This is a genomic window from Pseudomonas sp. Y3 TE3536 (assembly GCF_053629175.1).
Genome location: NZ_JBRJHU010000001.1, coordinates 334331 through 359242, shown reverse-complemented (window position 1 = coordinate 359242; position 24912 = coordinate 334331). Strand labels below are relative to the sequence as shown.

The window sequence follows — 24912 nt, the reverse complement described above, 5'->3', positions numbered from 1 at the left end:
AGCGGGTGCCAGACTGAACGCCTGGCACACGAAGCCAACTAATATACGTGCCACCCGCGTTACGGAAAAGACGGCGCGGGGTGAAATTAAGCCTGTCGAGGTCCCTACATGCAAAAGATCGAGAAGACACTTGAACAATGGCGGTCGATGCTCGACCCCGAGCAGTACCAGGTGTGCCGCCTCAAAGGCACCGAGCGGCCGTTCAGCGGCAAGTACAACAGCGAGCGTCGTGATGGTATCTACCATTGCATCTGCTGCAGCCTGCCGCTGTTCGATGCGCAAACCAAGTTCGATTCTGGCTGCGGCTGGCCGAGCTTCTACGCGCCGATCGAAGACAGCGCGATGATCGAGATTCGCGACACCACCCACGGCATGATCCGCACCGAAGTCACCTGCGCCCGCTGCGATGCGCACCTGGGCCACGTGTTCCCCGACGGGCCACCCCCGACCGGCCTGCGCTATTGCATCAACTCGGTGTGCATCGACCTTCGACCACGTGACTGACCGGAGCCTGAACATGGCTGGATCGATGCTGGACATCCCTTGCGTGACCCTGGGTGGCGAGCACAAGAAGCTCGGTGACTTCCCAGGCAAAGTCCTGTTGGTGGTCAACACCGCCAGCCAGTGCGGCTTTACCCCGCAATACAAAGGCCTGGAGCAGCTGTGGCAAGCCTACCGCGAGCGCGGCCTGGTGGTGCTGGGCTTCCCTTGCAACCAGTTTGGCAAGCAAGAGCCGGGCGAAGCGCGGGACATCGCGCAGTTTTGCGAGCGCAATTTCGGCGTGAGCTTCCCGCTGTTTCGCAAGGTCGAGGTCAACGGGCCGGGTGCTCACCCGCTGTTCGTCGAGCTCAAGCAGCGCGCCCCCGGCCTGCTGGGCAGCCAGAAGATCAAGTGGAACTTCACCAAGTTCCTGGTCGACCCTGCCAGTGGCCAGGTCACGCGCTATGCGCCGACCACCAAGCCGCAGGCACTGGAAGCAGACATCGAGCGCCTGCTCAGCCGCTGATCGGCACCCAGTGTTCGACCAGCGCCAGCAGCTCTTCGCGGCGGAACGGCTTGGCCAGGTAGTCGTTCATGCCCGCCGCCCGGCAGCGTTCGCGCTCTTCGGGCATGGCATTGGCGGTGAGCGCGACGATTGGCAAGTCTGGCCAGCGGCCGCTCTGGCGGATACGCCGGCTGGCTTCGTAGCCGTCCATCACCGGCATGTTGCAGTCCATCAGCACCAGGTCGAAATCCTCTTGTTCTAGCCACGCCAGGGCCTCGGCGCCCTGGGTGGCCAGCTGTACCTGGCAGCCGAGCTTGGCCAGCATGCCCTTGGCCACCAGTTGGTTCACCGGGTTGTCCTCCACCAGCAGAATCCGTGCACGGCCTTGTTCCGGGGAGGTGTGCGGGTTGGCCAGCGGGTGCTCGGGCTCGTGGCCTTGCAGGATGCGCCGTAGCGTCTGGTACAGCGCGTTGCGCGCCAGTGGCCGGGCCAGTTGGTGCAGTGGCGCAAGGTTGATGGATTGCTCATTGGGCAGGAAATTGCCGTAGGCCGTCACCAGCAGGATGGGCGTTTTCAGTGCAGGGCGCAGCGCCAGCAGGTGCTCCAGGTCGTCGGTGATCAGCAGGTCGAACGTCGCAGTGTGCAGGCCTGCGCTGCTGTCGTGGCGTTGGTACGCCAGGCCCCAGGCGGGCAGCAGGTCTTGCAGCAGCTCATGCAGCCCGCTGCTGGCATCGCTCAGGGCCACCACGCGGCCCTGCAGCGGCGCCGGCGGGATGGCTTCAGTGTGCAGGGCCAGTGGCAGCTCTGCGCTGAAGCGGCTGCCAAAGCCTGGTTCGGACTGGATATGCAGGTGCCCCTGCATCGCCTTGCACAGGTTGCGCGTCAGTGCCAGGCCCAGGCCGGTGCCGCCGTACTGGCGGGTGATGCCAGCGCCAGCCTGGGTGAAGGGCTGGAAAATCCGCGCCTGCGCCTCCTCGGGGATGCCGATGCCGGTATCGCGCACTTCCAGGCGCACACCGCCGACAATCGTCACCAAGCGGATGTCGACGCGGCCGAAGCGGGTGAACTTGAGCGCGTTGGACAGCAGGTTGCTGACGATCTGGCGCACCCGTGTCGGGTCGCCGAGCACGCTGCTGGGGAAGTCGCGGGCGATAAGGCAGGTCAGCTCGACGCTTTGCGCGGTGTTCTGCGACAGCAGGTTGGCGGTGTCCTCGACCATCGAGCCCATGTCGAAGGCAATGCGTTCGAGCTCCAGCTGGCCGGCATCGAACTTGGACAGGTCGAGAATATCGTTCAGCAGCTCCACCAGCACCTTGCCCGAGTCGTGGGCGATGGTCATCTGTTGGCGCTGCTCGCTGGGCAGCGGGCTGTCCAGGGCCAGGGCGATCATGCCGAGCATGCCGTTGAGCGGGGTGCGGATCTCGTGGCTCATGTTGGCCAGGAAGGCCGCGCGCGCCTGGGCCATGTCCAGGGCCCGGCGCCGGGCTTCTTCGAGCTCTTGGTTGGACAGGCTCAAGCTGCTGTTGCTGGCCTTGAGCTGGTCGGTGCGCGCCGACACGATGTCTTCCAGCTCGTTCAGGTACTGGGTCAGGCGGTTTTCGGCGTTACGCCGCTGCTCGATCTCGGTGGCCATGCTGATGAACTGCTGGTTGGCGACTTTGACCAGCACGCCGATCTCGTCGTGTTCGTGGCCGTGGGGGCATTCCAGCCGGGTTTGCCGCGGCTTGCGTGGGTCGCTGCCGCTGAGCGCGCCAATCACGGTCACCAGCGGTTTGGTCAGCATCATGTAGAACAGCGCCAGCAGGATCCCGGTCAGCACCAGGCTGCGGGCAAAGCCGTTGAACAGGGTGATGCCGGCGCGGTCGAGGAAGCGGCTGCCGAAGGCGTAGGTGTCGACGTCCAGGTACAGGGTGCCCAGGTATTCATTGGGCATATGGGCGAGAAACAGGCGGTCTTGAAGCTGGCGCTGCTCGCCGAACAGGAAGTCGCTGAGCGGGCGGTAGCGGTCTTCAAGGCGTGGGCGCTCGACGTCGGCCAGCACGGTATCGTTGTTGTCGATCAGCCGGGCGCGGATCACCGCTGGCGATTGCAGCAGGCCGCGGGTCAGCTCCAGGGCCAGTTCGGCATCGATGTTGTAGGCGATGCGCGAAGCCGGGTTGTGGCTGATTTGCAGCAGTGCACGCACTTCACGGTTGATGGATGCGTCTTCGCTGGCATAATCGATGCCGATCTGGATGAGACTGAGCAATGTTCCCAGGATGAAGCCGACCAGGACTGTCAGCCGGGCTTGCTTGTATGACAGGCGATTGGTGAACTTGATATCCATGAGTCCCGAGCCGGTTTCACGTCCCTTGCGCTGCGCAAGCATAGCCGAATAGCCCCGGCTGCTGGCGGGTCTGTCACACATTCAACCTTGATTGCTTGTATGCAGTGCCGGCCTCTTCGCGGGTAAACCCGCTCCCACAGGTTATTTCGCAGCCTTCAGCGCTGTGCAGTACCTGTGGGAGCGGGTTTACCCGCGAAGAGGCCGGCACTGCATCCCAGAATCTGAATTTGTAGGAGTCGTCATGGACGCTCGCTTGATTGCTTTCCTGGACCGCGCCGAATCGGTACTGGCGCGCCTTGAGCCGCTGTTGCCCGCACCACGCCCGGACATCGACTGGCACACCACCTTGGCCGCCCGCTGGCAGCGCGATGGCCGCACCGGTTACCTGATGCCCCTTGAAGTCAGCCTGGACATCCGCCTGAGCGACCTGATCGGGGTCGACCAGCAACGTGACCAGCTGGGCCGCAACACCCACCAGTTCATCAATGGCCTGCCCGCCAACCACGCCTTGCTGTGGGGCTCGCGTGGCACCGGCAAGTCGTCGCTGGTGCGCGCCTTGCTGGCCGAGCACGAAGGTGCCGGCCTGCGCCTGATCGAAATCGAGCGCGACCACCTGGCCGACCTGCCGCGGGTGGTCGAGCAACTGCAAAAACTGCCGCAGCGCTTCATCCTGTTCTGCGACGACCTGTCGTTCGAAGCCGGGGAGGGCGACTACCGGGTGCTCAAGAGTGTGCTCGACGGCTCGCTGGAGCAGGCCCCCGACAATGTCTTGCTGTACGCCACCTCCAACCGTCGCCACCTGGTGCCGGAAAAAGAAAGCGACAACGAGAACTGGAAGCGCGTCGACGGCGAGCTGCACCCCAGCGAAGCCGTGGAAGACAAGATCGCCCTGTCTGACCGCTTTGGCCTGTGGCTGTCGTTCTACCCCTTCACCCAGGACCACTTCCTTAATGTGGTCGAACACTGGATCGGCCAGTTGGCGCGCCCTGCCGGGTTGAACTGGCAGCGGGACGAAGCCCTGGACATCCTCGCCGTGCGCTGGGCCACTGGCCGCGGCAACCGTAATGGCCGTTGTGCCTATCAGTTCGCCCGCTACTGGGTCGGGCTGCAATTGCTGGAGCAAAAGTAAATGATCGACCTCAATGCCAGTGGCGCTGGCCTCGATGGCTATAACCTGCTGGCCGCGCAAGTGCAGGCGCTGTTTGCCGACGAGCGTGACTTCATCGCCAACGCCGCGCAGTTTTCGGCGTTTCTCTATAACCAGGTGGACGACCTGAACTGGGCGGGGTTTTACCTGAACCGCAATGAAGAGCTGGTGCTCGGGCCGTTCCAGGGGCAGGTGGCGTGTGTGCGCATTCCGTTCAGCAAGGGTGTGTGTGGCGCGGCCGCGGCCACGCGGCAAACCCAGCGTGTGGAAGACGTGCATGCGTTCCCGGGGCATATCGCTTGTGACAGCGCATCCAACAGCGAGCTGGTGATTCCGTTGGTGAAGGCGGGCAGGTTGATTGGGGTGCTGGACCTGGACAGCCCGAAGGTGGGGCGGTTCAGTGAGGCGGACCAGGTGGGGTTGGAGCGGTTGGCGGCGATCTTTCTGGAATTGACCGACTGCTGATTGCTGTATTGCCTGTACTGGCCCTTGTGGGAGCGGGCTTGCCCCGCGAATGGGGCGCGCGATGCATGGCACCGGCTGCGCCGGTGTTCGCGGGGCAAGCCCGCTCCCACAGGGCCAGCACAGGTTAACGTATCAGTCGTACATCGCCTTCTTCTTCCAGGTCTCTTCCTCGTCGGTCTTCAGGCCGTCGGTCAGTTCGTTGTGCTCGTCCTCCGCCGGTGCCATGCGGTCCATCACCTGGGCGTTGGCCCGTGCCAGCAGTTTCTCCAAGTAGGTCAGCTGCTCTTCATACACCTTCGGCTCTGGCTGCTTGCGCAAATACTGCACACCCCGCTCGAAGGCGAGGCGTGCCTGGCCCGGCTGAGCTTTCTGCAAGGCCAGCTGGCCAAGGTTGTTGAAGAACTCGATGTGCAGCAGCACCAGGATATGACGGATCTCCTTGACCCACTGCTTGGCCTCGTTGGCAGGCAGGAAGCCCTCCTGTGCGGCGCGGGCGACCTGCGTGTGCAGCGCTTCGAGCAGAAAACGCACGTCCTTGGCCTTGGCCTCGGTCTGGATCGGGTTAGGCGGGTTGTTCACCGGGATCTTTTCGCCCAGGGCGATCTGGCCTTCCAGCTCGGCGATGCGCGCTTTGAGTTCAGCATTATGTTTGTCCACCGTCAGCTGGCGCTGGTTGAGGTTCAGCTCCAGGCGGGCCAGCAGCAGCTTAAGGGCCGGTGTCATGAACTGGCCAGGGAAGGTCTCGGTGATTTCGCCGCAGCGGCGCAAGCGGTCGGCCAGCTCGATCTTCAACCGTGCGCGTTCCAGCTTGCTGTTCTCGACCACATTGTTGAGGTAGCCGATCACGATCAGCAACGCGATACCCGCCACGATGAGCAGAGTGATCAGAAGTGGTGTCACCGTTAATGCCTCATGAATAGGTTTGCATTATTGAGTGTAGGCGCGAGCTTGCTCGCGAGAGGCCCTGACAGGCATTCTCTTTCTATCGGCAAACTGTGCCATGGCTGGATGCTGGCACATTAATGCTGACTTGACGCCAGAAAATCAACGCCAACCCCCTGCGGGCTGCCTGAAACAGCGCTCGGCACACCCGGAAGTCATTGATTTAAATAAATTTCTACAAAGGGGTTGACGCATCTTCGAAGCATCCATAGAATGCGCGCCACTTGCAGCGTAAAGCACACAGCGAAACGCGGCAGGGAGTGAAAGCAGCATGTAAGTGCTTGCAGCGTGTCCCCTTCGTCTAGTGGCCTAGGACACCGCCCTTTCACGGCGGTAACAGGGGTTCGAGTCCCCTAGGGGACGCCATATTGCGGGAATAGCTCAGTTGGTAGAGCACGACCTTGCCAAGGTCGGGGTCGCGAGTTCGAGTCTCGTTTCCCGCTCCAGTTTCTCCGGCAACGCTTAACAGCGGGGCAGGAAAAGAAAGCCCAGGTTGAATCGTGAGGTTCAATATCTGGCGCACTGAAAAGTGTTGTGTGTCCCCTTCGTCTAGTGGCCTAGGACACCGCCCTTTCACGGCGGTAACAGGGGTTCGAGTCCCCTAGGGGACGCCATTTGCGGGAATAGCTCAGTTGGTAGAGCACGACCTTGCCAAGGTCGGGGTCGCGAGTTCGAGTCTCGTTTCCCGCTCCAGTTTAAATACTGTGGCGTCTATGCGGTACAGTGGTGGTGAAGGTCGTCAAGGCGCTTCACGCCGGTTAGCGGTAATGCTTCACAATGCGGGAATAGCTCAGTTGGTAGAGCACGACCTTGCCAAGGTCGGGGTCGCGAGTTCGAGTCTCGTTTCCCGCTCCAAACATGAAAAACGCCACTCTTTCGAGTGGCGTTTTTTTTTAACCTTTTAAAAGGTCTACTAAAAAATCGGCCGGTCCTCAAGCGTAGCCGCCGCATAGGGGAATTTCAGCCAGCTCACTTTATCGTCGAACGAGACCTCTACCGATACGTGGAACTGATAGTTCAGCGCCAGTTTCATCAGGTCGGTCTTGCTCACCGCGCCCAGTGTCAGGATGCCGGCCTCGGTGGATACCGGGAGTTCATTGGCGATGGCAAGCCTGATGACCTTGGATACGTCACCGCGCTCCACCCCTTCAATCCATGCGTTGACGTATTGCGACGTGTGCCGGAGTTGCCAGTCTCCCAATGTGAACGTAGCGCTTTCCCCCATTGAGCGCAGGTTAATCGCGCCATTCTGGATTTTGCTGCACTGCACGATCGGTAGGCCTTCGATCGCCCGTACCGTAACATGATGTGAGGGAGAGACCGGCACATCGGGTTTATTGATTTGGTAACGCAACTCGGCCCGATTGTTCATGTGCGGCGGGATATGCACACGTGGGATACGGACCTCACGCACGCCTGGTGGCATGCTGGCGGAGGTCCCCCCCAGTGTTCCTGGTTCGCCCCAGAATGCGGTGACGGTTTCATTCGGCCTGATGTCCGCATCGTCCGGGATGACGAATGTCACGCCATTGACTGCGTCTCTCGGGACCAGCGTGCTGAAGTATTCGTTGCCTGTGGCTTCTTTGATGCGTGGTGGCGGTAGCTCGCGTGGCGGGGGAGAAGGGTCTGAGCTGAGCGAGCGTGCCAGCGCACGCTGGGGCGCCGTACCGGCCCGGTCCTGCACTTCATAGCGGGCGAAGCGGATACCGTTCCTGGACTGGCGAATGAAATCACCGGGATAGATAAGCGTGACCGGTTTGCTGATACTTTGCGCGCCCAGGGTTTCAATGTGGTCGCTGGCAAGTGTCATCATGCCGACCATGTGCTGGCCCACGGGGTCGTCGCTCCAGTACCACTTCACGGTGTCGCCCACCTCCGCACCCAGGATGGGAGGGACAGTGGCTTCTACCTTGTCACCATTGGCCGCGAGGTAATCTTCAGTGACCCCCTGGCGGATGACGTAATCGGAAAACTCAAGCCTGTCGTCATCCGGGTTCAGCAGGGGTGGGGTCTTGTCGATGTAGATATCTAGCGGCCGCGAAGCCGCTTGGGTGTCATTGAAAATGGTGACCTCGTAGTGCAACTGGTGCGGCCCTTCGACCATATTGCGAACGGGTACAAGAATAAAGAGCTCTTCAGGCTTGATGGGCTGGTTGAAGGTCTTCTTTGCAACCTCTACGCCGTTCCAGTACAGGCATAGATATTCTTCGTCCGTCACGCTGGGGTTCGAGTGAGCCCACATGGGGAATTCTACCCGCAAGGGCAGATAGGTTGCCCGGAACGACACTGTGTTCGGTATTCCTCCTTCTATATCGGGCACCAGTTCTGGCACGTTTGGAGGTACGAGGAGGGCTGTGTCTTTGGCGGTCGCTTTCTTGGCAGGTGCCTTCCTGGTAGACGATTTCGCTTCTACGGAGCGTTTTTTCTGTGTCATCGACCTTCCCTTCCTCTGATGCATAAATGAAAAAGGGAAGGCGCTTGGGCCTTCCCTTCGTTGTCACCAGTTGTAACGCACGCCGAAATTAACGCCCCACGGCTGTTCTATCTTGCTGCCGTTGCTGTAGTCGAAGTCGGCGTGTGCTTGCCATTTATCGTCCCAGGCGACTGCCATCCCGACACCCACTTCGCCGCGCGAGCCTGACAGGTCGGTGCCGAAGCGGTTGTCGTTCACTTTCACCTGGTTGTCATTGACGAATTCGTGAACGGCGGCAACCCGCAGGTAAGGTTGCACGCTGCGCCCTTCGCCGGCTGTGAAGGTGCGCCCGACGGTGCTGCCCACTTTGCCCAGCACCGAACGGGTGCGTTCGCTTTCGGCACGCATGCCGTTATCCAGGGTGTAGTCCTTGCCTTGCACCACAAGCCCGGACAATTGCGCGAAGGGTTCGACGAACCAGCCATCTGCCAGGGCCAGTTGGCGCCCCACTTCCAGCGATACGCCGGCACCCAGGGCGGCATAATCGCCCTTGGCCTTGCTGTCGTCGCTCATGCGCACGTCAGCCTGGTTCTTGAACCGGTTGAGCCGAGCCACGGCGTCGAAGTAGTAGCCGCTGTCGGGATCGAGCCAGGTGGCATAAGCGCCGGCATGGTAGCTGTCGACGCTGGCCGACGAGCCCCGGGTGAGGTTGAGGTCGGAGTTGCTGTAGCCAGCCGTGACCCCGACCAGCCAGTTACCGTCGCCGGCAGCCACGGGTGTGTCGGTACCGATCGACAGCCCTTGCTGCTGTTGCTGGTAAGCGGCGCCAGAGGTGCCCGAAACGTTGTACTGGTTGGCGTAGGTGCGTACCCAGCCACCGGCCTTGCGCGGGTCACGGCGCACCTCGCCCATGCGGCTGCGCAAGGTGCCCAGCTCGCCATACCAGATGGTGGGTGCCACATTGGCCAGTGCCATGACCGACTGTGTGCCTGGGCTGACCGTGCGGGTAGTTACGTCCAGGTACCAATCGTTGCTGTCTCGTTGCACCAGGTCGTAGGAATACGCACCCAGGTCCACAGCGCCCCCCGCCAGTGAGAACTGCGCATCGCCCGCGGCGGTGTGCACCACATGCAGGCTGTTGTCGGCAAGCGGGTCATTGCCGCTGGGGCTGATCAGCAGCTGATGAGTGCCGCTGGCGGTGCCGGTCACCTCGAGGAAGTCCGACTGAGCGGTGCTGAAGTCTGCCTCCATGATAAAGGTGCCGTTGCCTGCCAGCTTGTCCACCGACAGGGTGAAGAAGTCCCCTGGCCCGCCGAAGCGCACTGCACCTTCATTGAGGGTGAGGTCGCTGGTGTGGCTGTTCTCGATCAGGACCCACTCGGCGCCGCTGTTGATCCCCAGGCTGGCGACATTATCCAGGCGGCCCGTGAGGGTGGCGCGGTTCTCCAGCAACACGTTCGCGGTGCCGCCGGCGGCCGCGACGATATCGCCGTGCAAGTGGCTGTCATTGACCCGCAGGTTGGCGGAAGCGTCGTCCGCCACCTCTAGCAATACGCCATTGCCACCGCTCAAGGTAGCGCCGTTGAGCACGTCGATCTGCGCGGAAGCTGCGAAGCCCGCACCGCGTCCTACCATGATTGCTGGGCCGTTGCGCCCTTCGACCAGGCTGTTGTCCACGACCAGCGTGGAGCCGCCGCGGCCATTGTCCTCAAGGATGCGCGCACCATAGCTGCCACCACTGAGGGTGCTGCCCTCTTTGGCAGTCAGGGTGCCCGCCACCATGCGCACCCCCTCGCTGGCATCATCAGTACCCCTCAGCGCGCTGCGTTGCAGTTCGGCAGTGCTGGCGTTGATGGTTGCGCCCTGGACGCCGCCCTCGACCACGCTGTCGCTGATCACGGCGGTCGAACCGTTGCTCAAGCCAAGGCCGCGGGTGTTGCTGCTGATGGTGGTACGTTGCACGGTGGCGCTGGCGCTTCTGAGCGACAGGCCATTGGCGTTGGTTTCGGCGGTGACCTGGCTGTCGGACAGGTTCACGGTGGAGCCTGCCTCGGCGGCGATCTGCAGGGTCGTCGCACCCTCGGCGGTAAGTGTGGCTGGGCCGATTACCCGGTAGCTGTCCAGCGTGCTGCCTGCACCGAGCTGGGTATCGTCGCTGATCAGGGTTTCGCCCCAGGCAGAGGTGGCGAACAGCAGGGGGCCGAACAGCATGAACCCGGCCGCTGGTGAACGGCGGCGGGCAGGGAAGGGAGGGCGACTTGGCATGGGGGCACCATCAAAGTGAATATTTTCCTGTAAGACCCTTCTCTTATTTGTGAGGGACGGATCTGTTAAGCCGCGAGGTTAGTCACGGTTGGTCGCGAAAAATGTAGGAAAACTCCTACTCAATGGATGGAAAATTCGTCACCAGGTAACGGCCCTGGAGGCAGGCCGTTGCTGGTGCAGGATCACGGCCTGGTCAAGTCGCAAGAACCGTTGGTGCCCTGATCGGACATGCTGATCTTGTTCTCGGTTGGTCTGGATACACGGGGGGGGGTGGTGTTGATGACGTAACTCACCTGCGCGAGCCCACCTCGGGGGTTGGCCGTGTAAACGGGCTGGATATGCTGGAGGTAGGGCTCGACCCTCCAGATGAAGCCGTTTTTGATCTGGTCTTCGGTCAATGTCAGGGTTTCCTGCTTCTCCACCCCAGCGATCAGGTCACCGCCCACAGTTTCGTTATACATCAACCAAGACAGCGTTATGGTGGTCTTCTCTTCTATGAATAAGCCGCTGCAGGGGGGTACCCAAACCCTGATTGCCGGGTCTGCGGCGGGGGCGACGGGGTCCCAGATCGACGGGCAGCTCAGCCAGCCTCGGTCGGTAAGGCCATGGAACGCAAGATCGTCCGGCGTCATGTCGATAGCCGTTACATGCACGTACCGAGGGGACGATTCCTGCTCGTTGATTGCTGTGAGGCTGGCACGTACGGTGTAGTGCACGGGCAGTGCCGGGTCGTTGCCTGCACGCTCGATATAGCTCCAGGGAATCGTGACGCTCTTTTCGGTGCCGGTGGCTTGATCTACCACCCAGCGAGCCTCGGTCACCAGGGTGCCGTTCCAGTAGAAGTCCACTACCTGGCCGTTTGCGGCGTCGGGGTATACGTCGAACGTCAGGGTGGCATCTTGGCCACGGTCTGGTAGTGCAATCTCGTTTTCGAGTCCTGTGAAGCTGGTAATCGTTGGCGCAAGCAGGGCGGGGTTGACTGGCCAGGTCGGGTCTGGGTCTGGGCGTTCGGGGCCGGCGACGGAGAAGTCAACATTGAAGTCATCGTCTGCCGGCCCATAAGGGGCGTGATGGCGCAGCACTTTGTAGCTGACGTTGGTGGGCACTACCCCGGTGGCTTTACCGTACTCGTCACGCAATACACGGTGGGGAACGAAAATCTTGATCGGGAATGGACCTGAGCCTACCTGCTCTGTGGGAAGGACCGTCGAGCCCCAGGTCACCAAGATTTTGTCATCGTCTTTGCGGTTGGTGTACAGCTCTATTTCGACGGCCACACCTGCGTGAGCATCATCCAAGCTCAGCACGCCATCATCCGTAGCCAAAGGCACTTTCGGTCGCTGTAGGTTGGCAGGCTCCGGCGTGAGTACCACGTCGATCGTGGCCGGCAAACGGATGCGACTGCGGTTGCGTGCTTTGTCGAAGAGGTAGTACACGATATAGAACCTGCCATCGCCCAATAGGCGGATTGAGTCTGCCGGTAAGATGACTTTGAGGTCGTCGGTAACGGCGCCTGCAGCGGCTGGGTTGTCATAATCGGTATCTTCTTCGGACCATTCTTTCAGGTAGAAGACCTGATAAGTGTCACCTGGTGCCCGGTCTTGGTAGTCAGGCAAGTCCAACTCGATGCCTTCTGGGTGGTTGACCAAATAGTGTTCGTTGATGATTTCGTTGGGCGGCAGGAGTGGGGGCGCTGGGTCGTCCCTCCATGGGGCGACGCTGTCACAGATCAACTCGATAGGGAGAGAAACGTATTTATCGCCTAAATGGTCTATGAGTTCATAGCGCAGCCAGAGTTTGCCATTGCGTGGAATGGAGTCTTGGGGGAACTCGAGAATAAGTGGGAAGTCGCCAGGGACAATCGGTGGTTCGAATCTTCTTACCGGGCCAATAGCCACAAAGGTATGCTCGGCGCCGGTCAAGGTAAATTGCAACTGCAGCGTTACGTAGTCTGAAGGATCACTGCCGGGGGGCAGAAAAGGCCATTGAGGGATCTCTACGATCAGGTTCTGCTTCAAACTGTCCTTGTGCAGCGTGCCGTCATTGACGTCGACGATGCCGCGGACGTTGGGTTTGGTGAGTTCAGCCAATGCGGGTGTTGGTGGTGCATCTTGTAGGTTCAGAAAGTTGCGCCGGGCTTTTTCGGCGCGGAAGCGTTTGAGAGAAGTTGATTTTGAATTGTTCATAGTCACTCTCCGGAGATACACGTACTTGCTTTGCTGTTAGTGGCTTGTGCAACATCGCCGGGAAATTCAGGGTGATGTTGGCGGTGAATTATTTGCTAGCGGCTTCAATTTACCTAATTCCGAGGTCAGCGAGTTCGTGTCAAATAAAATCTCGTCGTAAATACGGAGTTTGCAACACGCTCCGGGTCGTTACGGCGGATGCTGATGCCTGGGCAGCACTCGACACTTCCATCGGCGGTAATGACAATTTTCTAGATGCGTGCGCGATAAATGTTAAAACCCCTGGCCCGCAACACCACGGCATTTGCGCTGATCTTTGGAACTGCGCTGGGGACCCCGTGTGTGCTGATTGCGCCGAATGCAGCGGGTGTGGCAGATGCGGCAGATGCGGCAGATGCGGCAGATGCGGCAGGCGCTGATGCCTGGCCAGCACTCGAAGCTGCCCGAACGGCCGCAGCTGCCGTTTTGACAAGCTGGGCAGTACCGGCGACCAACAGCGGCAACCCCACGATTGACGCCGCGATGCCGAGAGCCGTTCCGATTCCTTGTCTGGCTTCGCTGCCAGACAATGTTGCTTCGGTACTGACAATGAAGGACGCTGCCCCTAACGCTGCAGCTGTAGCCCCCACAGTTGCGCCTACGACCATTGCAGTCGCCGTGGTACCAATCGCTGCTGCGGTTGTCGTCATGGCAGCACCCAATCCCATTGTTGGTGCGGCTACGGCTAAGCCGACTGCCGCGATTGGGGGAGCCAACAAGGCGGCAGCTACGACGATGCCTAGCGCGAGCGCGGCAACCGATATCCCTAAATTGACCCAGAACATGGTGCCTGGCTTGAAACCGCCTGAGCTCCGGTTTCTACTCAGGTCCTCCAGCGACCGGCTCTGCCCCGAGTGGCCGATGCTGTAATGCCCGGTCGGGTCGCGGAACGTCACCGGGTTGCCCTGGCAATACCCGTAGTAATTCAATCCCCCTTCACCGAACGGGCTGAGCGCATCTGGGCTGTTGAAGCGCATGAGCGCAGGGTTGTAGGCGCGGTAGCCGTTGCCCAGCAGGTACCAGCCACTGTCCGGGTCGAGTGCTTCGCCGTTGTAGCCCAGCGCGCTGTGCGCAGGGCCGTCGGTGTGGCGCTCGCCGTACGCCGAGTAGCGGATGGCGCCCAGGCTGCCTGCCTGGCTTTCAGCAACCACGCTGTGGCTGGCGCTGGTATGCAGCAGCACGGGTGGTTGCGCGCCAACGCCAGTGTGCTGTTGGCCCAGCGGCTGCTCGCCCTGGTGCAGGAACAGTGTTTCCAGGCCATCACGCACAGCCATGCGCAACTGCAGGCCGTCATGCAGCAGCAGGGTCGGCTTGCCCGCTTGCACGGCGGTGATCAACAGGCCGTTGGCGTCGTGGCCGTAGCTGTCGGGGTCACCCGCCTGGTTGAGGCCAAGCAGCCGGTTCTGGCTGTCGTAGCGGGCCGGGCGGCTGCGCTCGTCGCGGGTCAGGTTGCCATTTTTGTCGTAGGTCAAGCGTGGGTTGGGCTCCGCACGCGGTGGGTTGTACTCGATGCGTTGCAGCTGGCAAGGGTCGCTTTCGGCATGGATGAACCTTGCCTGCTCAGGGCGCAGCCCTCCGGCGAAAAATGTGGTGGTTTGGCTGATGTTGTCGTAGGCATCAAACGTGAAAGTCTGCCGGGAGATGCTGCGGCCTTGCGGGTCTTGAGGCAGTTCAAGGCCAGCACAGGTGTGGGTGACAAGGCGCGAGCGCTTGTCGTACCCGAAGCCCTCTTGCAACAACGACACCGCGGCGGCTTTCAAATGCCGGCTCTGCAGCAGGTCATCATCGCCCCAGACCTGCTCCTGGGTGCGTTCGGCATGCCCGGCCTGGCGCCAGGTACGCTTGTCCTCGCGGTCCTGATCGTCGTACGTGATTGCGGTTTCCACCACGTTACCGGTGCTCAGGTCATGGCTGCTGATATGCGATACAAGGCCCAGATCATCGTAGGTAAAGCTAGCCTGCATTAGCCCCTGGCGGGTAGACGCAAGGCGGCCAGTGGCGTCGTCATAGCTGTGCTCGGTCTTCACGCCATTGGCTTCAGTGGTTGTCATGAGCCGGTCGTGAAGCGTGCTGAGGTGCGTTCTGCTCCAGGTCTTACCGCTGCCGTTGTCATCCCAGTGCTCTGCGACCAACTGGTTGGCGATGTTGTAGTCGAAGCGCCGTTTGCCTTGTCTGTTGTTGCAGCTCAGCAGCCGCGCGCTGGAGTCGTGATAGTTGAAGCTGGCGCGATCGTCCGGCGCATCACTGCTGATGGGTTCGTTGGTCAGTTGCAAGTTGTAGTCCAGTTCGAGGGTTTCACCGGCAGGGCTGATGCGCTGACGGGGCATCGGTTCGCCATCACGGAACAGGAAATACTCGGTACGGTTACCGGTGGTGGCACCCATCAGCCGGTTGAGCCCGTCATGGTATTGCGCGCCAATTTGCCGAGCGGGCTGCAGGACGTTGGCCGGTTTCACCACAAGGCTAGCCGGTAGGTCGTCGGAAGCATGTTCGGCATAGGTGCGTGTGAGCTGGGTGTCGTCGGGCAAGTGAGTGCCGAGCATGCGGCCCCAGGCGTCGTAACTGAACGTGGTGGAATGGCCGCGCTCGTCCTTTTCTTCGAGCGTTCGCCCCAGGCCGTCGTAGCGGTAACTGCGCTCGGCGAGCAGCTCGCCCAGCGCGTTCAGGCGCTTGCGCAGCACCGGCTTGTCGAACAGGTTCAGCCAGGTTTCGGTCCGGGCGCTGACCGCGCGCGCTTTTTGGGTGAACTTGGCTTTTTTGCCGTGCCGTGAAACCACTACAGTACGTGTTTTCAGCTCGCCACCTTCGCGCCAGGTGCGACGGATGGGGCCTTTGTGGGTGGGCGTGCCGATGGGGCAAAGTACGTTGTGCTCTTCAACACCATCCGGGCCTATGGTGCAGCTCTGCTCGCCCCAGTCATCGTATTGGAAGCGGGTCGTCAGGGTCAGCGACTTGCTGCCTTGCAGCCAATCCGTGCTGGTTGTTTCAACACTGTTGCCTAAGGCGTCATACTTGAAGGCTGATATTTCGACGAACATACCTGGCCGTGCCTCAAGCACATTGTCCCGTTTCTCGGTAACAGGCCTGCCCAGGCCGTCCAGTTCGGTCAGCGTGCTGACCCCTCGCGCGTTTTTCACCTGCTGGCTGGCAATGTCGCCGTCGGCCGCGCAGAGGGAGTAAGCGTAGTGCCTGCTGGCTTCGTAGCGTGTTCCGGGCGATACCTGCTCACGGGTGGTACGGCGCAGCACATCGAAGTCCCGCTGGGTTTCAACGCCGCTTTGATCACGCTCGAACAGTGTTTCGCCAAGCAGTAACGAGCGTCGCTGCACGGTTGATTGCGCTGTGCCGTCATAACCGATCAGGGTTTCGATGGTTTGCAGGGCCGGGTGCAGGCTGAGGGGGGCGACCACCACTGTGAACTGATACTGGGTTGTGGTCTCGAGCTTGTTGCGCTTGACGACCTGCTGATAGCGCCGGCCATGCAGCACGCTGGCACTGGGTGCGTCTATGTGACTGTACGTGGTGTGCTCCAGCGGTTCCGTTTCTTTACCCTGTTGCACCAGCGTTTCGCGATGCTCGACCACCATGGGATTGAGCTTTGTGGCATTACCTGCCAGGGGTGGCAGAGCGCTGTATCGGTAGTGGTGAGTAAGGGTAGGGGCCGCCACCTTGCCAGTGCTGGCAGGGGTGATCGTTTTACTTTTGAGGTGGCGAACAAAACCATTGGCGTCGCCTGGGTAGCCGTCCTGCTCCTCGGTGCTATACCAGGTACTGGTTTCGGTCACACCGTTGGCGAGCTTGCGCAGGGTCACGTTGCCGTGGGTGTCGTAGGTTGTCTCGACGGTTTCCAGGCGGCTGCGTGTCGCGTCATTGGTCTTCGACCAGCGTGTCTGCTCTTCGATGGGCAGTTGCAGGGTGGGCGGTTGCTGGTCGAACGGCACATCCCGGAGGTTGTAGGTGGTGCTGACCTCGTGAACGCTCTCGTTCTGGACGGTCCTGGTCGAGGTCAGCAGGTGAAAACGGTTGAAGGTGCGGGTGATGCTGCGCAGGGGCTTTTCATGGGCGTCACACTGCGTCTCCACAGACTTATATTCATATTCACCCGTGTGCTTGTAGAGGTTATCTCTGCCATCGTCGGCCCAGGGTACCTGAATGCCGTGGCCCAGGAAGTTGGCTGAGTTTGGGTAGGTGTAGTCACTCATAAACGAGGGTTGCCCCAGGCCGGGTTCGACGATGTGACGGGTGACACGGGGCAAGGGATCTCGACGGCTGCCGACCGGGAACAGGTGGCCGCCGTCGCGGTATTGCAAGTACTCGCGCGCACCGGTCGGCGTCTCTATTTTCTCAAGGCACAGATGGCCCAATACTTCCCGGTATTCCAGGCGCCAGCTGGCCTGTTCCGGGGTTGGCAGCACAATAGACTTCACCCAGTCGGCGTTGATCAGGTTCATCACATAACGGGCAACAGGCTGGCCATCACCGCCCTCATACGGCCGCTCGCGAAGTTCGATGCGGCCATTGGCACGTTCAACCTCCAACAAGATCTGCCCACGCCCGTCGGTGATCGTGCTGAGCATCATGTAGGCAGCGTTGAACGGTTTGTATGCGAAGTTGAGCCTGTGCCCGGTAGGGGAATACACCTCGACGGGCAGGGCAATGCGCCCGAGCAGGCTGCCCATCACTTCGAGGATTTCCACCATGCCCGAGCGGTGGACAACGCGGTAACGTGCGTTGCCGCCAGGCCCTGCGGGTTCGCGATAGAAATGGAAGTGAGGCAGTTTTTGTTCGGGCATGTGCAGGCGATCGCTCGAAGTACCCGTAACTTTGAATGTTTCACCGGTATGGGTGGTGATGACCTGGTTGTGTTCAGTGAACTGCGTCAGTAACAGGTTCCAACCTTTGCCCCACCCCGAGTCGATTATGTTGAGCGGGTTGAAGGTTAACGTGAGGGGTACATCCGGGCCTTGGAAGTAATTGGCGCCAAGTTCCGGCAGCTTGATGGACAAGGTGTATTGCCCGGTGCGGGTGTCTACCCCACTTTCCATAAAGCTCATGAAGTTCAGGGCGTTGGAGTGTAATGAAGATTCCGTGCTCATGGTGGAAGTGCTCGCTTTACACGTGGCGAAAGAGGGTGGGTGCACGACCGTAGTGCCCGGGCATATGAGCAGACACTAGTCGAAGTATGCCTCGCTGGCACCTAGCATTTTTGCCAGGTGTGGGGGCTTGAGTGGGGTGATATACCTGTCGCCAATTCCCATGATTGGTTATTGGTCACAGAGGACACTTTCATGAATACGCCAGACAGGCCGGAGGTCGCGCACCTCGACGTGAGGACAAATTCGGTTGATCTGGATGCGCTGGCATCAGGCCCACTAGATACCTGGATAACCTACAGCGGTATCACACCGGGAGATTACGTGAAGATCAACTGGCGGGGCCTGATGGAAGATGGCTCCGTTGATGATATTTTCGTTGAGGTTGAGGTGGATGTACTTGACGCTCAGCAGCGCTGGCGGTTCAGGATCGAGTTCGATCGTGTTTTGAAGTTGCGAGGCGGTACGGTGTTCTATTCGTTCCAACTTCTGGATAGCACCGGCGGTTTTTTGGAGGAGTCGAAGCGCAGGCACTTTTACATCAACCGAATGGCCGACGGCCTGTGGGCCTTGCCGGTCGCGCACCTGCAGGGTGCCCATGACTTGATCATTGATGTTACTCAACTCAAAGATGAGGGCCTGCAACTGGCGACTTCGCCGTATGTCTCCATGGCTGAAGGGGACAAGGTATTCCTGGTGTGGCAGCCTCATTACAACGAGTTCGCGCCTGGCGAGCCGATCGAATTGCTGCATGAAGTCAGCAACGCTGACATCGGCCAGCCGTTGCTTTGGCACTTGGAACGTGGTGATGTCGAAAACTACATGTTCGGCTTCGGGGTTTTGCGCTACCGCATCGAATATACCGATGGCTCGGTAAGCCGTTCGCCTGAGCAACGTTTCGCCATTGTCTGGCCCGATCCAAGTGACCCTCCTGCCACGCCTCTGCTGGCGGCGCCCAGTATTCCGGGGCATGTAGGAGACACGCTCGACCCCGATGGCGATGTTTATAAGGACGGTATCTGGCTGCTGGCCGAGCCTTACCCAGACCTACGCCTGGGCGATTCCCTGATGCTCTATGTAGACGGCCCGGAGGTGAGCCTGCGCAGCGTGCGAGCAGATGTCAGTTCGCTCGACAGCCAACACCTGGCGTTTCATCTGGACCGTGCGTGGCTGCAGAGCGAGGTCAACCGTGGCAAGCAAATTACCTTCAGCTATGAGTACGGACGCCCTGGGGCACAAAAGCGCTCGGAGGGGCTGACCGTGGCCTTGCAGCGCCCCTTGAACCTGCCACTGCCCGTCATCAAACATGCCGTGCCGGAATGGAACGATGAGCCGTATCAGGGCACTGTCCACCCGCGTAACCTCAATGGCGGTGCCGAAGTGCGTATTCCGGCGGATGCAGAGTTGGGTGAGGGGGAGCTGCCGGCACCGCAGGTCAGTATGCACTGGGAGGGGCATGGCAGCACGGGCTCGGTCATCGTGCCACAGCCCGTCTCTGGTGACCTGCGCCTGTTCAGGGTGCCGCGAACGGCCATCGCCGCCAACATGGGCAGGCGCCTTGAGGTCTATTACACCGTTACCAAAACTGGCGAATTGCCCCGCAGCTCACAGAAATTCGACCTGAAGGTGGCCGATTACGGCCAGCAGAGCTACCCGCTCATACAGGTGGAGGGGGTTGAGAACGAGCAACTGTCGTTGGGTGACGTGCCGCCTGGCGGCGCGCTGTGCTCTTTGGGGGCATGGGCATTCATGGCACAAGGGCACCTGCTGGGGATCGAAGCCGAAGGTGTGCCGAAAAGCCGTAAAAGTGCCAAGCATACCCTGCGCCCGCGCTCAACCGAGGTGAGTGATGACGAGTATTACGATGGCCTTGTTATAGCGCACTTGCCCACAGCATTCCTTGAAGGGTTGCTACTGAACAGAAAGTTCAGGTTGACGGTGTCTGCCAGTTTTGATGATGGCGAAACCTGGCGGGACTTTCGTTCCGTCGATATCGAATTGATTGATTGAAATCCAATTCTTGCGCGAGGTGAATCATGTCGACTAATTCCAAGGCGAGCTTGCTGAAGTGGTTGGAGACGGGTGATCGACTGCTGGGCAATGACTCTGTTTTTGCAATTGATAAAGCCAAGGCAGACAGGCTGCTGACTCAAGAGTATATCAGGCGCTTCAAGACCAGTTCGTACCTGCCGCCGGTGAATGGTGAGACCAAGGCAGAAAATGGTTATAAGGTGTTCATGCAGAATTTTATTCTGGATCACCCTAGGCTGTCTTTTGATAACACCGATATTACCAGCTCCCGCGCCAGCCTGCGCATGAAGATGGTGGGCGGCAATCAGGTAGGGTTGAAGCAGGCTGGCGCCAACTGGTACCCCCAGCGTATTGATCGGATCGAACCTTTGGTGGGCCCAGAGTTGCGTTTGAATCTGCAGTTGAGTGAGGTGCCGGGGCATGTCGATGACGGCGGCGCGTTGACCTTGGACCTGCGCAATAGTGACGATTTTGTCATGATGTTTTCCGATTCCAGGCGTATTCGAGAGTTGGGTGGCGACTTTTTTAAAGAGTTGTTCAGAGCGTTGCCGGATGAAAAACGCGTCTGGTCACTGGGGCATATCGAGCACGGTGATGATGACTTGCTGCGGCCGGAGTCGTTTCAATTGTATACCCAACGCAATCCTTCAATAGCGAGTTCGCCGATGGATATTGAGGGGGAAGCAGATACGGACGGGGCGTTGCTGGGGACGATTCACATGGTCGGTGGCAGTCTCGAACAAGCGTCTACACCTGGGAAAGACTATCGTTATTTGATACCTGGCGACAGCAGTGGATATTCCGCGACGGTGATGTTTGGAAAAAATAGGGTTGCGCTCGCAACTATTCTTCGGAATATACCGCGTACCCTTTTCGAGGCGGCAGAATTCAATGTTGAGTACGCGAATGATGGCGCGGCAACCGCAACGTTCACGGATGGACAACTAAATTTTTCAGGTGGGGCCGATAGCGCATTTTTTGAAGGTGACTACGCCGCTGGCGGTTATGGGTGGTTTTTCAGTGAGATGAATATGCGGGTGCCAGCGGGGACGATGCCGTTGGCGGGAAATCTGAAAATTCATATTGCTAATGGTCAGGCGGTCTTGGAGTTTGATAAAACGGCTTGGCTGGATGTTGAGGTAACCCGGTATTGGGATTCTTGGGGGTATGCGGACCCTTGGAACCCAGGAACGCACCCGAGTTTTATGCTGGGGGGGTGGTCGGCGGAGTCTCGATTAATTATAAAAATTACTTGGAACATTGATGATCAGCAAGGCGGTATGTTGAAGTTGGCAGGCATCAACATTGATTTTCCGAATACGTGGGATTTGTATAATCTTGAGAGAGGCTGGCCAGTGCCCCCGGCGGAGGGTAATCAATTTGGTACCAGTGTAGAACACGCTGTTTGGATGAGGAAAAGTGTGTACGCGGCAGTGGAAAATGTTGTACGTGGCACGTCTATCCCTCTGTTGCGGGCCGCACTCGCAAAAGACTTTGCCACCGATTTGTATATTAATGAGGTGGTAGAGAAAACGATCCAGCTTAACTTCGGCGGTGCCATCGCGGGGCGCGATCTTTACTTGCCTCGCGACGTGGTGAGCTTCGGTAGCGTCAACCCGAAATTGACGACGTTTACCGTCTCGCCACTCGAAAAAGTCATGCTCCAGGGGGACAAGCTACAGCTCTCTGTCGTGCCTGCGCAACAGAAGATCGAGTGGTCCGTCGAGTCAGTGGAAGGCTCTGCTGACGATGCGGGCAATTTCGACCGCGTTACTAATGGACTTTACCTGGCTCCCGGTGCCAGTGGTATCCGAGATGACTTTACCCGTGTGCGCATCACCGCCACCGCGCCAGCCACAGGTTTCTCCAGTTCCGCGTTGGTCACCGTGGTGAAAAACGCGCTCAGTGTGAGCCCACTGGTGGAGCTTTGCCAGGTTGGGGATGAAGGGGTGAGCCTCAAGGCTGGTCATGTGTCCGAGGGCGAATTGAACTGGAGAATTCTGGGCGCGCAACCTCATGGCTCTCTCGCTCATGCATCCGGTGCCACCAACACCTACATACCTGGCCCAGACCTGCAGGGCAAGGCATTTGTGCTTGAGGAGGTAGAGGTCAGCAACAGTACCGGTGAACGCCGTTCGGTGTGCCTGATCACAAATAGCAAACTTAAACCTCCCACCACAGTGATCATGTCAAAGCACGATGTGAAGTTGGGCAGGGCATGGCTGCAGTTATTTGGCGGCGGTGCTGCTATTCCGGGTGAACTGACAGTGGTCCATGGCCCAGGCCAGATCGGCAAAGACGAAGACGGCAATCCCTATTATCAAGCCGTTACGTCAGATGCTCCGTTCAGTGTGGTCCGGTGCAACTTGCAGACGCAGGCGGAGGTGGAGTTTCCGCCAGGCTCGGGGAACTTCATCCCCATTCCCCTCAATTATGACGGTTTCATTGTACTGCCGTTGCCCTTGGTTGAGCACCCGGGGGCCTATGGAACGCTCGAGCTGGCCGCAAGGCGTCTCACACGCAAGTAGCTGAACAACGTTCAATCACACGAATGCCTTACAGCATAAATTGAACAGGGCCATATCATGTCTAGTAACTATCTGTCAGTCATCCTGGCATGGATGAAGCAGCACCCCAGCCATATGAATTGGGACCTCACGTTCGCAATGCGTCCCGAGCAGGCCAACGACCTTGTGGAGCTGGCGCACTACAGTCGCGAGAGCAGCGCGCTGGGCGATATCGAAGGCGAGATCGCTGTGCCGGGTAGCGGTATTACCCACGTGCTGACTGGCTACCGCATGGGGCCGCCACGGTTAGGGGATATCGAGGCGGCGTATTCATCGCCCAACGTGCGGCAAACCATCGCACTGGAAGGCGGTATGCACTTTATCATGGACAAGGCCGACGGCCTTCTCGGTGTGGCGATGCACGACCTGCTGGATCCGTTGCAGGTCAAGCAAGAGCTGGCATTGACAGCCAACTCGCAAGGTGTGCAGGCCGACTTGAAAGAGGGTGTGGAGACTGAGCTTGACCTGGGCGGTGGATTGCCCCAGCGGCTGGCTGCCGGGCGCTTTTTCAAGGACTTCGTCAGTGGGCTGGATATCGCCCGTCGAGTCTATCCGTTGGTGGACTTTCAGGCGCTGGCTGGCAATCCGTACCTGCAGGTGCGTGACAGTGCGGTCCGTACACATGTCAGCAAATTAGACGGCAAAGCTGCGATGGTGGTGTTCGCAGGCCTGGAAAATGGCCCGTTGGGCAACTTCCCTACCGAGCAGAACAATTACCCTTTCCTGCTGCCGGATGATCTGTCGCAACCGGTCACCTCCACCCTGCTGCTGTCTTCGCGCTTGTTGCACAGGGCTGCTTACGCTACAGGGCTTGAAGAGATGCTTGAAGGCGGGGTGTTCGAGTCGCACCTGGACGCGGATAAAACGCTAGCGCGTATGGACGCCAAGGCCGGCCAGTTGCGTGTTCACCCCAGCACCTATGAGAGCAACGATTACCAGTTCGAGTGCGATGAGTTCGTTATTCCGGTGGGGGGGGCTGCGCCTTCAGACGCCGCAGGGGGCAACCGTTCCCTCAGCCAGCATGGGCAGGCATGCTGCTGCTGTTGCTGCACTCCCGCCACTGAGAGCGCCCGCGGACAGGCGCCCCAAGGCGCTTTCCAGTCGCCGCTTAGCATTGAGTTCGACCACGATGAAGTTCGCCAGCATTGGCAGTCGTTCTGTACCTTGACACTGCGTTACAGGACCAAACGCGAGAACTTTTGGCAAACCCATACAGCGACCTTCAAGTTCGATCTGCGCACGTTGTTCCACCTGGACAAACCTGCAACGCCAGAGGAAGAAGCTGGGTGCATGCTGCTGGGCCATGTGTTGTGGCCTTGGGAACAGGCAGCCGAGGTAACACCGGTCAATGGCCTACCCGTTGGCCTGTCAGCGCAGACGAAACGAGAGATCAATGCGTTCGTCGCCTTCGTCATCAAGCAAGCAGTGCTGGAAGGGTTGGCCAAAAAACTGACGGCGATGGTGCCGGAGCAGGTGAGCAACGGCGTGACGCTGGCCCCTGATCATCGGTTCGTCCCATTCCACTTTGAGTTTCCCGCGGGTATGGCGTTGTTCGCGAACCAGAACAGCGCTGCATTTTTCCGTGTTGTTGACCCACCCGTGGTGATTGCACCCGGCAAGCGCCATACCTTTACCGTCGAACCCGCGCGTGAGGGGCTGGTCTGGAGCCTTGAGGCGTTGCCCGGTGCCCAGGGTGATATTGGGCGGATCGATGCTCAGGGTGAATACCGCGCGCCGCCAGCACATGCAATGGGCGGGCAGGAGGTGCGCGCGCGGGTCATCGCCACGGACCCGTTCACCGGCCAGCGCAGCATGAGCAGGGTTACCGTGTTGCTCGCTGCTTTGACCGTCAACCCCTTGATTCGCGTGTGTTACATCGAGGATCAGTTGACCCTCACGGCTGGCACGCTGGGGGGGGATTTGAAGTGGTCGGTGCTCGACCCCGAGACAGAGGGGCGGGGTGCGGTCCAGCCCAGCGAAGATGGCAAGCGGTGCAGTTACTCCGCAGGTGGCCTGGTATCTGCCAACCAGACCTATGTGCTTGACCAGATCAAAGTAGAGGACGCTCAAGCGGGCGAGTCTGGCTTGATTCATGTGCTGGTGCGCCAGCGCAGTCCGGAGCTCATCATTGAGGTTGCCCGTACGTTGCCCAATGGCGCCTTGCAGTTGCAGGTGCGGTTGAGCGGGAATGTCATACCCGGTGTGGAACTGATCCTGCCGATTGCGGGTACCGGCGAGATCGATGCCAGTGGCGTCTTCACGCCTCCTGACCCTGACGCCGGTATGCCTTTCGCGCTGATCCTGGCCAAGTTAGCGATACCAGATTACAACCTCATTTTCGAAGGCCACCTGATCCTGACGCTGCCTTTGTCGCAGTATTTCGATGCCACGCGCCGCGCTGCCATTCCGGCAGGCCTGCGCGTGCGCTCGCAACAGTCTTTCGGAGGGTAATG

General features: G+C 59.7%; 13 protein-coding genes and 5 tRNA genes. 12 read left to right on the top strand and 6 right to left on the bottom strand.

Translation table 11 applies throughout. From position 1 onward, the window contains the following. Positions 1 to 108: 108 nt before the first annotated feature. Both msrB and AB7M33_RS01585 read left to right on the top strand, forming a co-directional pair. A complete protein-coding gene (msrB, locus tag AB7M33_RS01590) occupies positions 109 to 504 on the top strand; it encodes a peptide-methionine (R)-S-oxide reductase MsrB (protein WP_027596050.1) in 396 nt (131 codons plus the stop codon). A 13-nt stretch (positions 505 to 517) separates the two neighbouring features. Next, entirely contained in the window at positions 518 to 1006 is a 489-nt protein-coding gene (locus tag AB7M33_RS01585; RefSeq protein WP_027596051.1) for a glutathione peroxidase, read from the top strand. On the opposite strand, the gene AB7M33_RS01580 is transcribed toward AB7M33_RS01585, so the two are convergent. After that, the gene (locus tag AB7M33_RS01580) at positions 996 to 3353 is read right to left on the bottom strand and encodes a response regulator (protein WP_454242327.1); all 2358 of its coding nucleotides are present in this window, start codon (positions 3351 to 3353) and stop codon (positions 996 to 998) included. The genes AB7M33_RS01585 and AB7M33_RS01580 overlap by 11 nt on opposite strands. A gap of 199 nt (positions 3354 to 3552) precedes the next feature. On the opposite strand from AB7M33_RS01580, the gene AB7M33_RS01575 reads away from it, so the two are divergent. Together AB7M33_RS01575 and AB7M33_RS01570 are read left to right on the top strand one after the other, a co-directional pair. Then, positions 3553 to 4440, top strand: coding sequence for an ATP-binding protein (locus AB7M33_RS01575; RefSeq protein ID WP_027596053.1), 888 nt, complete (start codon positions 3553 to 3555; stop codon positions 4438 to 4440). Then, the gene (locus tag AB7M33_RS01570; RefSeq protein ID WP_027596054.1) at positions 4441 to 4923 is read left to right on the top strand and encodes a GAF domain-containing protein; all 483 of its coding nucleotides are present in this window, start codon (positions 4441 to 4443) and stop codon (positions 4921 to 4923) included. Between the two features lie 132 nt (positions 4924 to 5055). On the opposite strand, the gene AB7M33_RS01565 is transcribed toward AB7M33_RS01570, so the two are convergent. Further along, on the bottom strand, positions 5056 to 5823 hold the full coding sequence (locus AB7M33_RS01565; RefSeq protein WP_027596055.1) for a hypothetical protein: 768 nt from the start codon (positions 5821 to 5823) through the stop codon (positions 5056 to 5058). 332 nt (positions 5824 to 6155) lie between these two features. Between AB7M33_RS01565 and AB7M33_RS01560 the strand changes: the two genes are divergently transcribed. The 5 genes from AB7M33_RS01560 to AB7M33_RS01540 all read left to right on the top strand — a co-directional run bounded on the left by AB7M33_RS01560 (position 6156) and on the right by AB7M33_RS01540 (position 6720). Beyond that, positions 6156 to 6231: transfer RNA gene (locus AB7M33_RS01560), tRNA-Glu, on the top strand. 4 nt (positions 6232 to 6235) lie between these two features. After that, positions 6236 to 6311: transfer RNA gene (locus tag AB7M33_RS01555), tRNA-Gly, on the top strand. Positions 6312 to 6403: 92 nt separating this feature from the next. Then, a tRNA-Glu gene (locus AB7M33_RS01550) sits at positions 6404 to 6479 on the top strand. Positions 6480 to 6482: 3 nt separating this feature from the next. Beyond that, positions 6483 to 6558: transfer RNA gene (locus AB7M33_RS01545), tRNA-Gly, on the top strand. 86 nt (positions 6559 to 6644) lie between these two features. Next, positions 6645 to 6720: transfer RNA gene (locus AB7M33_RS01540), tRNA-Gly, on the top strand. 58 nt (positions 6721 to 6778) lie between these two features. Here AB7M33_RS01540 and AB7M33_RS01535 read toward each other — a convergent pair. The 4 genes from AB7M33_RS01535 to AB7M33_RS01520 form a co-directional block, all read right to left on the bottom strand. Then, the gene (locus tag AB7M33_RS01535; protein ID WP_454242326.1) at positions 6779 to 8299 is read right to left on the bottom strand and encodes a hypothetical protein; all 1521 of its coding nucleotides are present in this window, start codon (positions 8297 to 8299) and stop codon (positions 6779 to 6781) included. Positions 8300 to 8362: 63 nt separating this feature from the next. After that, complete coding sequence (locus tag AB7M33_RS01530; protein ID WP_225876687.1) at positions 8363 to 10543, bottom strand: autotransporter outer membrane beta-barrel domain-containing protein; 2181 nt, start codon at positions 10541 to 10543, stop codon at positions 8363 to 8365. 182 nt (positions 10544 to 10725) lie between these two features. Next, positions 10726 to 12729 carry a hypothetical protein gene (locus AB7M33_RS01525; RefSeq protein WP_454242325.1) on the bottom strand — a complete coding sequence of 668 codons (2004 nt, stop codon included), beginning with the start codon at positions 12727 to 12729 and terminating at the stop codon, positions 10726 to 10728. Positions 12730 to 12980: 251 nt separating this feature from the next. Continuing rightward, entirely contained in the window at positions 12981 to 17864 is a 4884-nt protein-coding gene (locus AB7M33_RS01520) for an RHS repeat-associated core domain-containing protein (RefSeq protein WP_454242324.1), read from the bottom strand. Between the two features lie 192 nt (positions 17865 to 18056). On the opposite strand from AB7M33_RS01520, the gene AB7M33_RS01515 reads away from it, so the two are divergent. From AB7M33_RS01515 to AB7M33_RS01505, 3 genes are read left to right on the top strand one after another with little or no spacing between them, the layout of a single operon-like run. Beyond that, the gene (locus AB7M33_RS01515) at positions 18057 to 19871 is read left to right on the top strand and encodes a hypothetical protein (RefSeq protein ID WP_454242323.1); all 1815 of its coding nucleotides are present in this window, start codon (positions 18057 to 18059) and stop codon (positions 19869 to 19871) included. A 26-nt stretch (positions 19872 to 19897) separates the two neighbouring features. Continuing rightward, entirely contained in the window at positions 19898 to 22420 is a 2523-nt protein-coding gene (locus tag AB7M33_RS01510; RefSeq protein ID WP_454242322.1) for a hypothetical protein, read from the top strand. Between the two features lie 57 nt (positions 22421 to 22477). Beyond that, positions 22478 to 24910, top strand: coding sequence for a hypothetical protein (locus AB7M33_RS01505; RefSeq protein ID WP_454242321.1), 2433 nt, complete (start codon positions 22478 to 22480; stop codon positions 24908 to 24910). Positions 24911 to 24912: the final 2 nt, after the last annotated feature.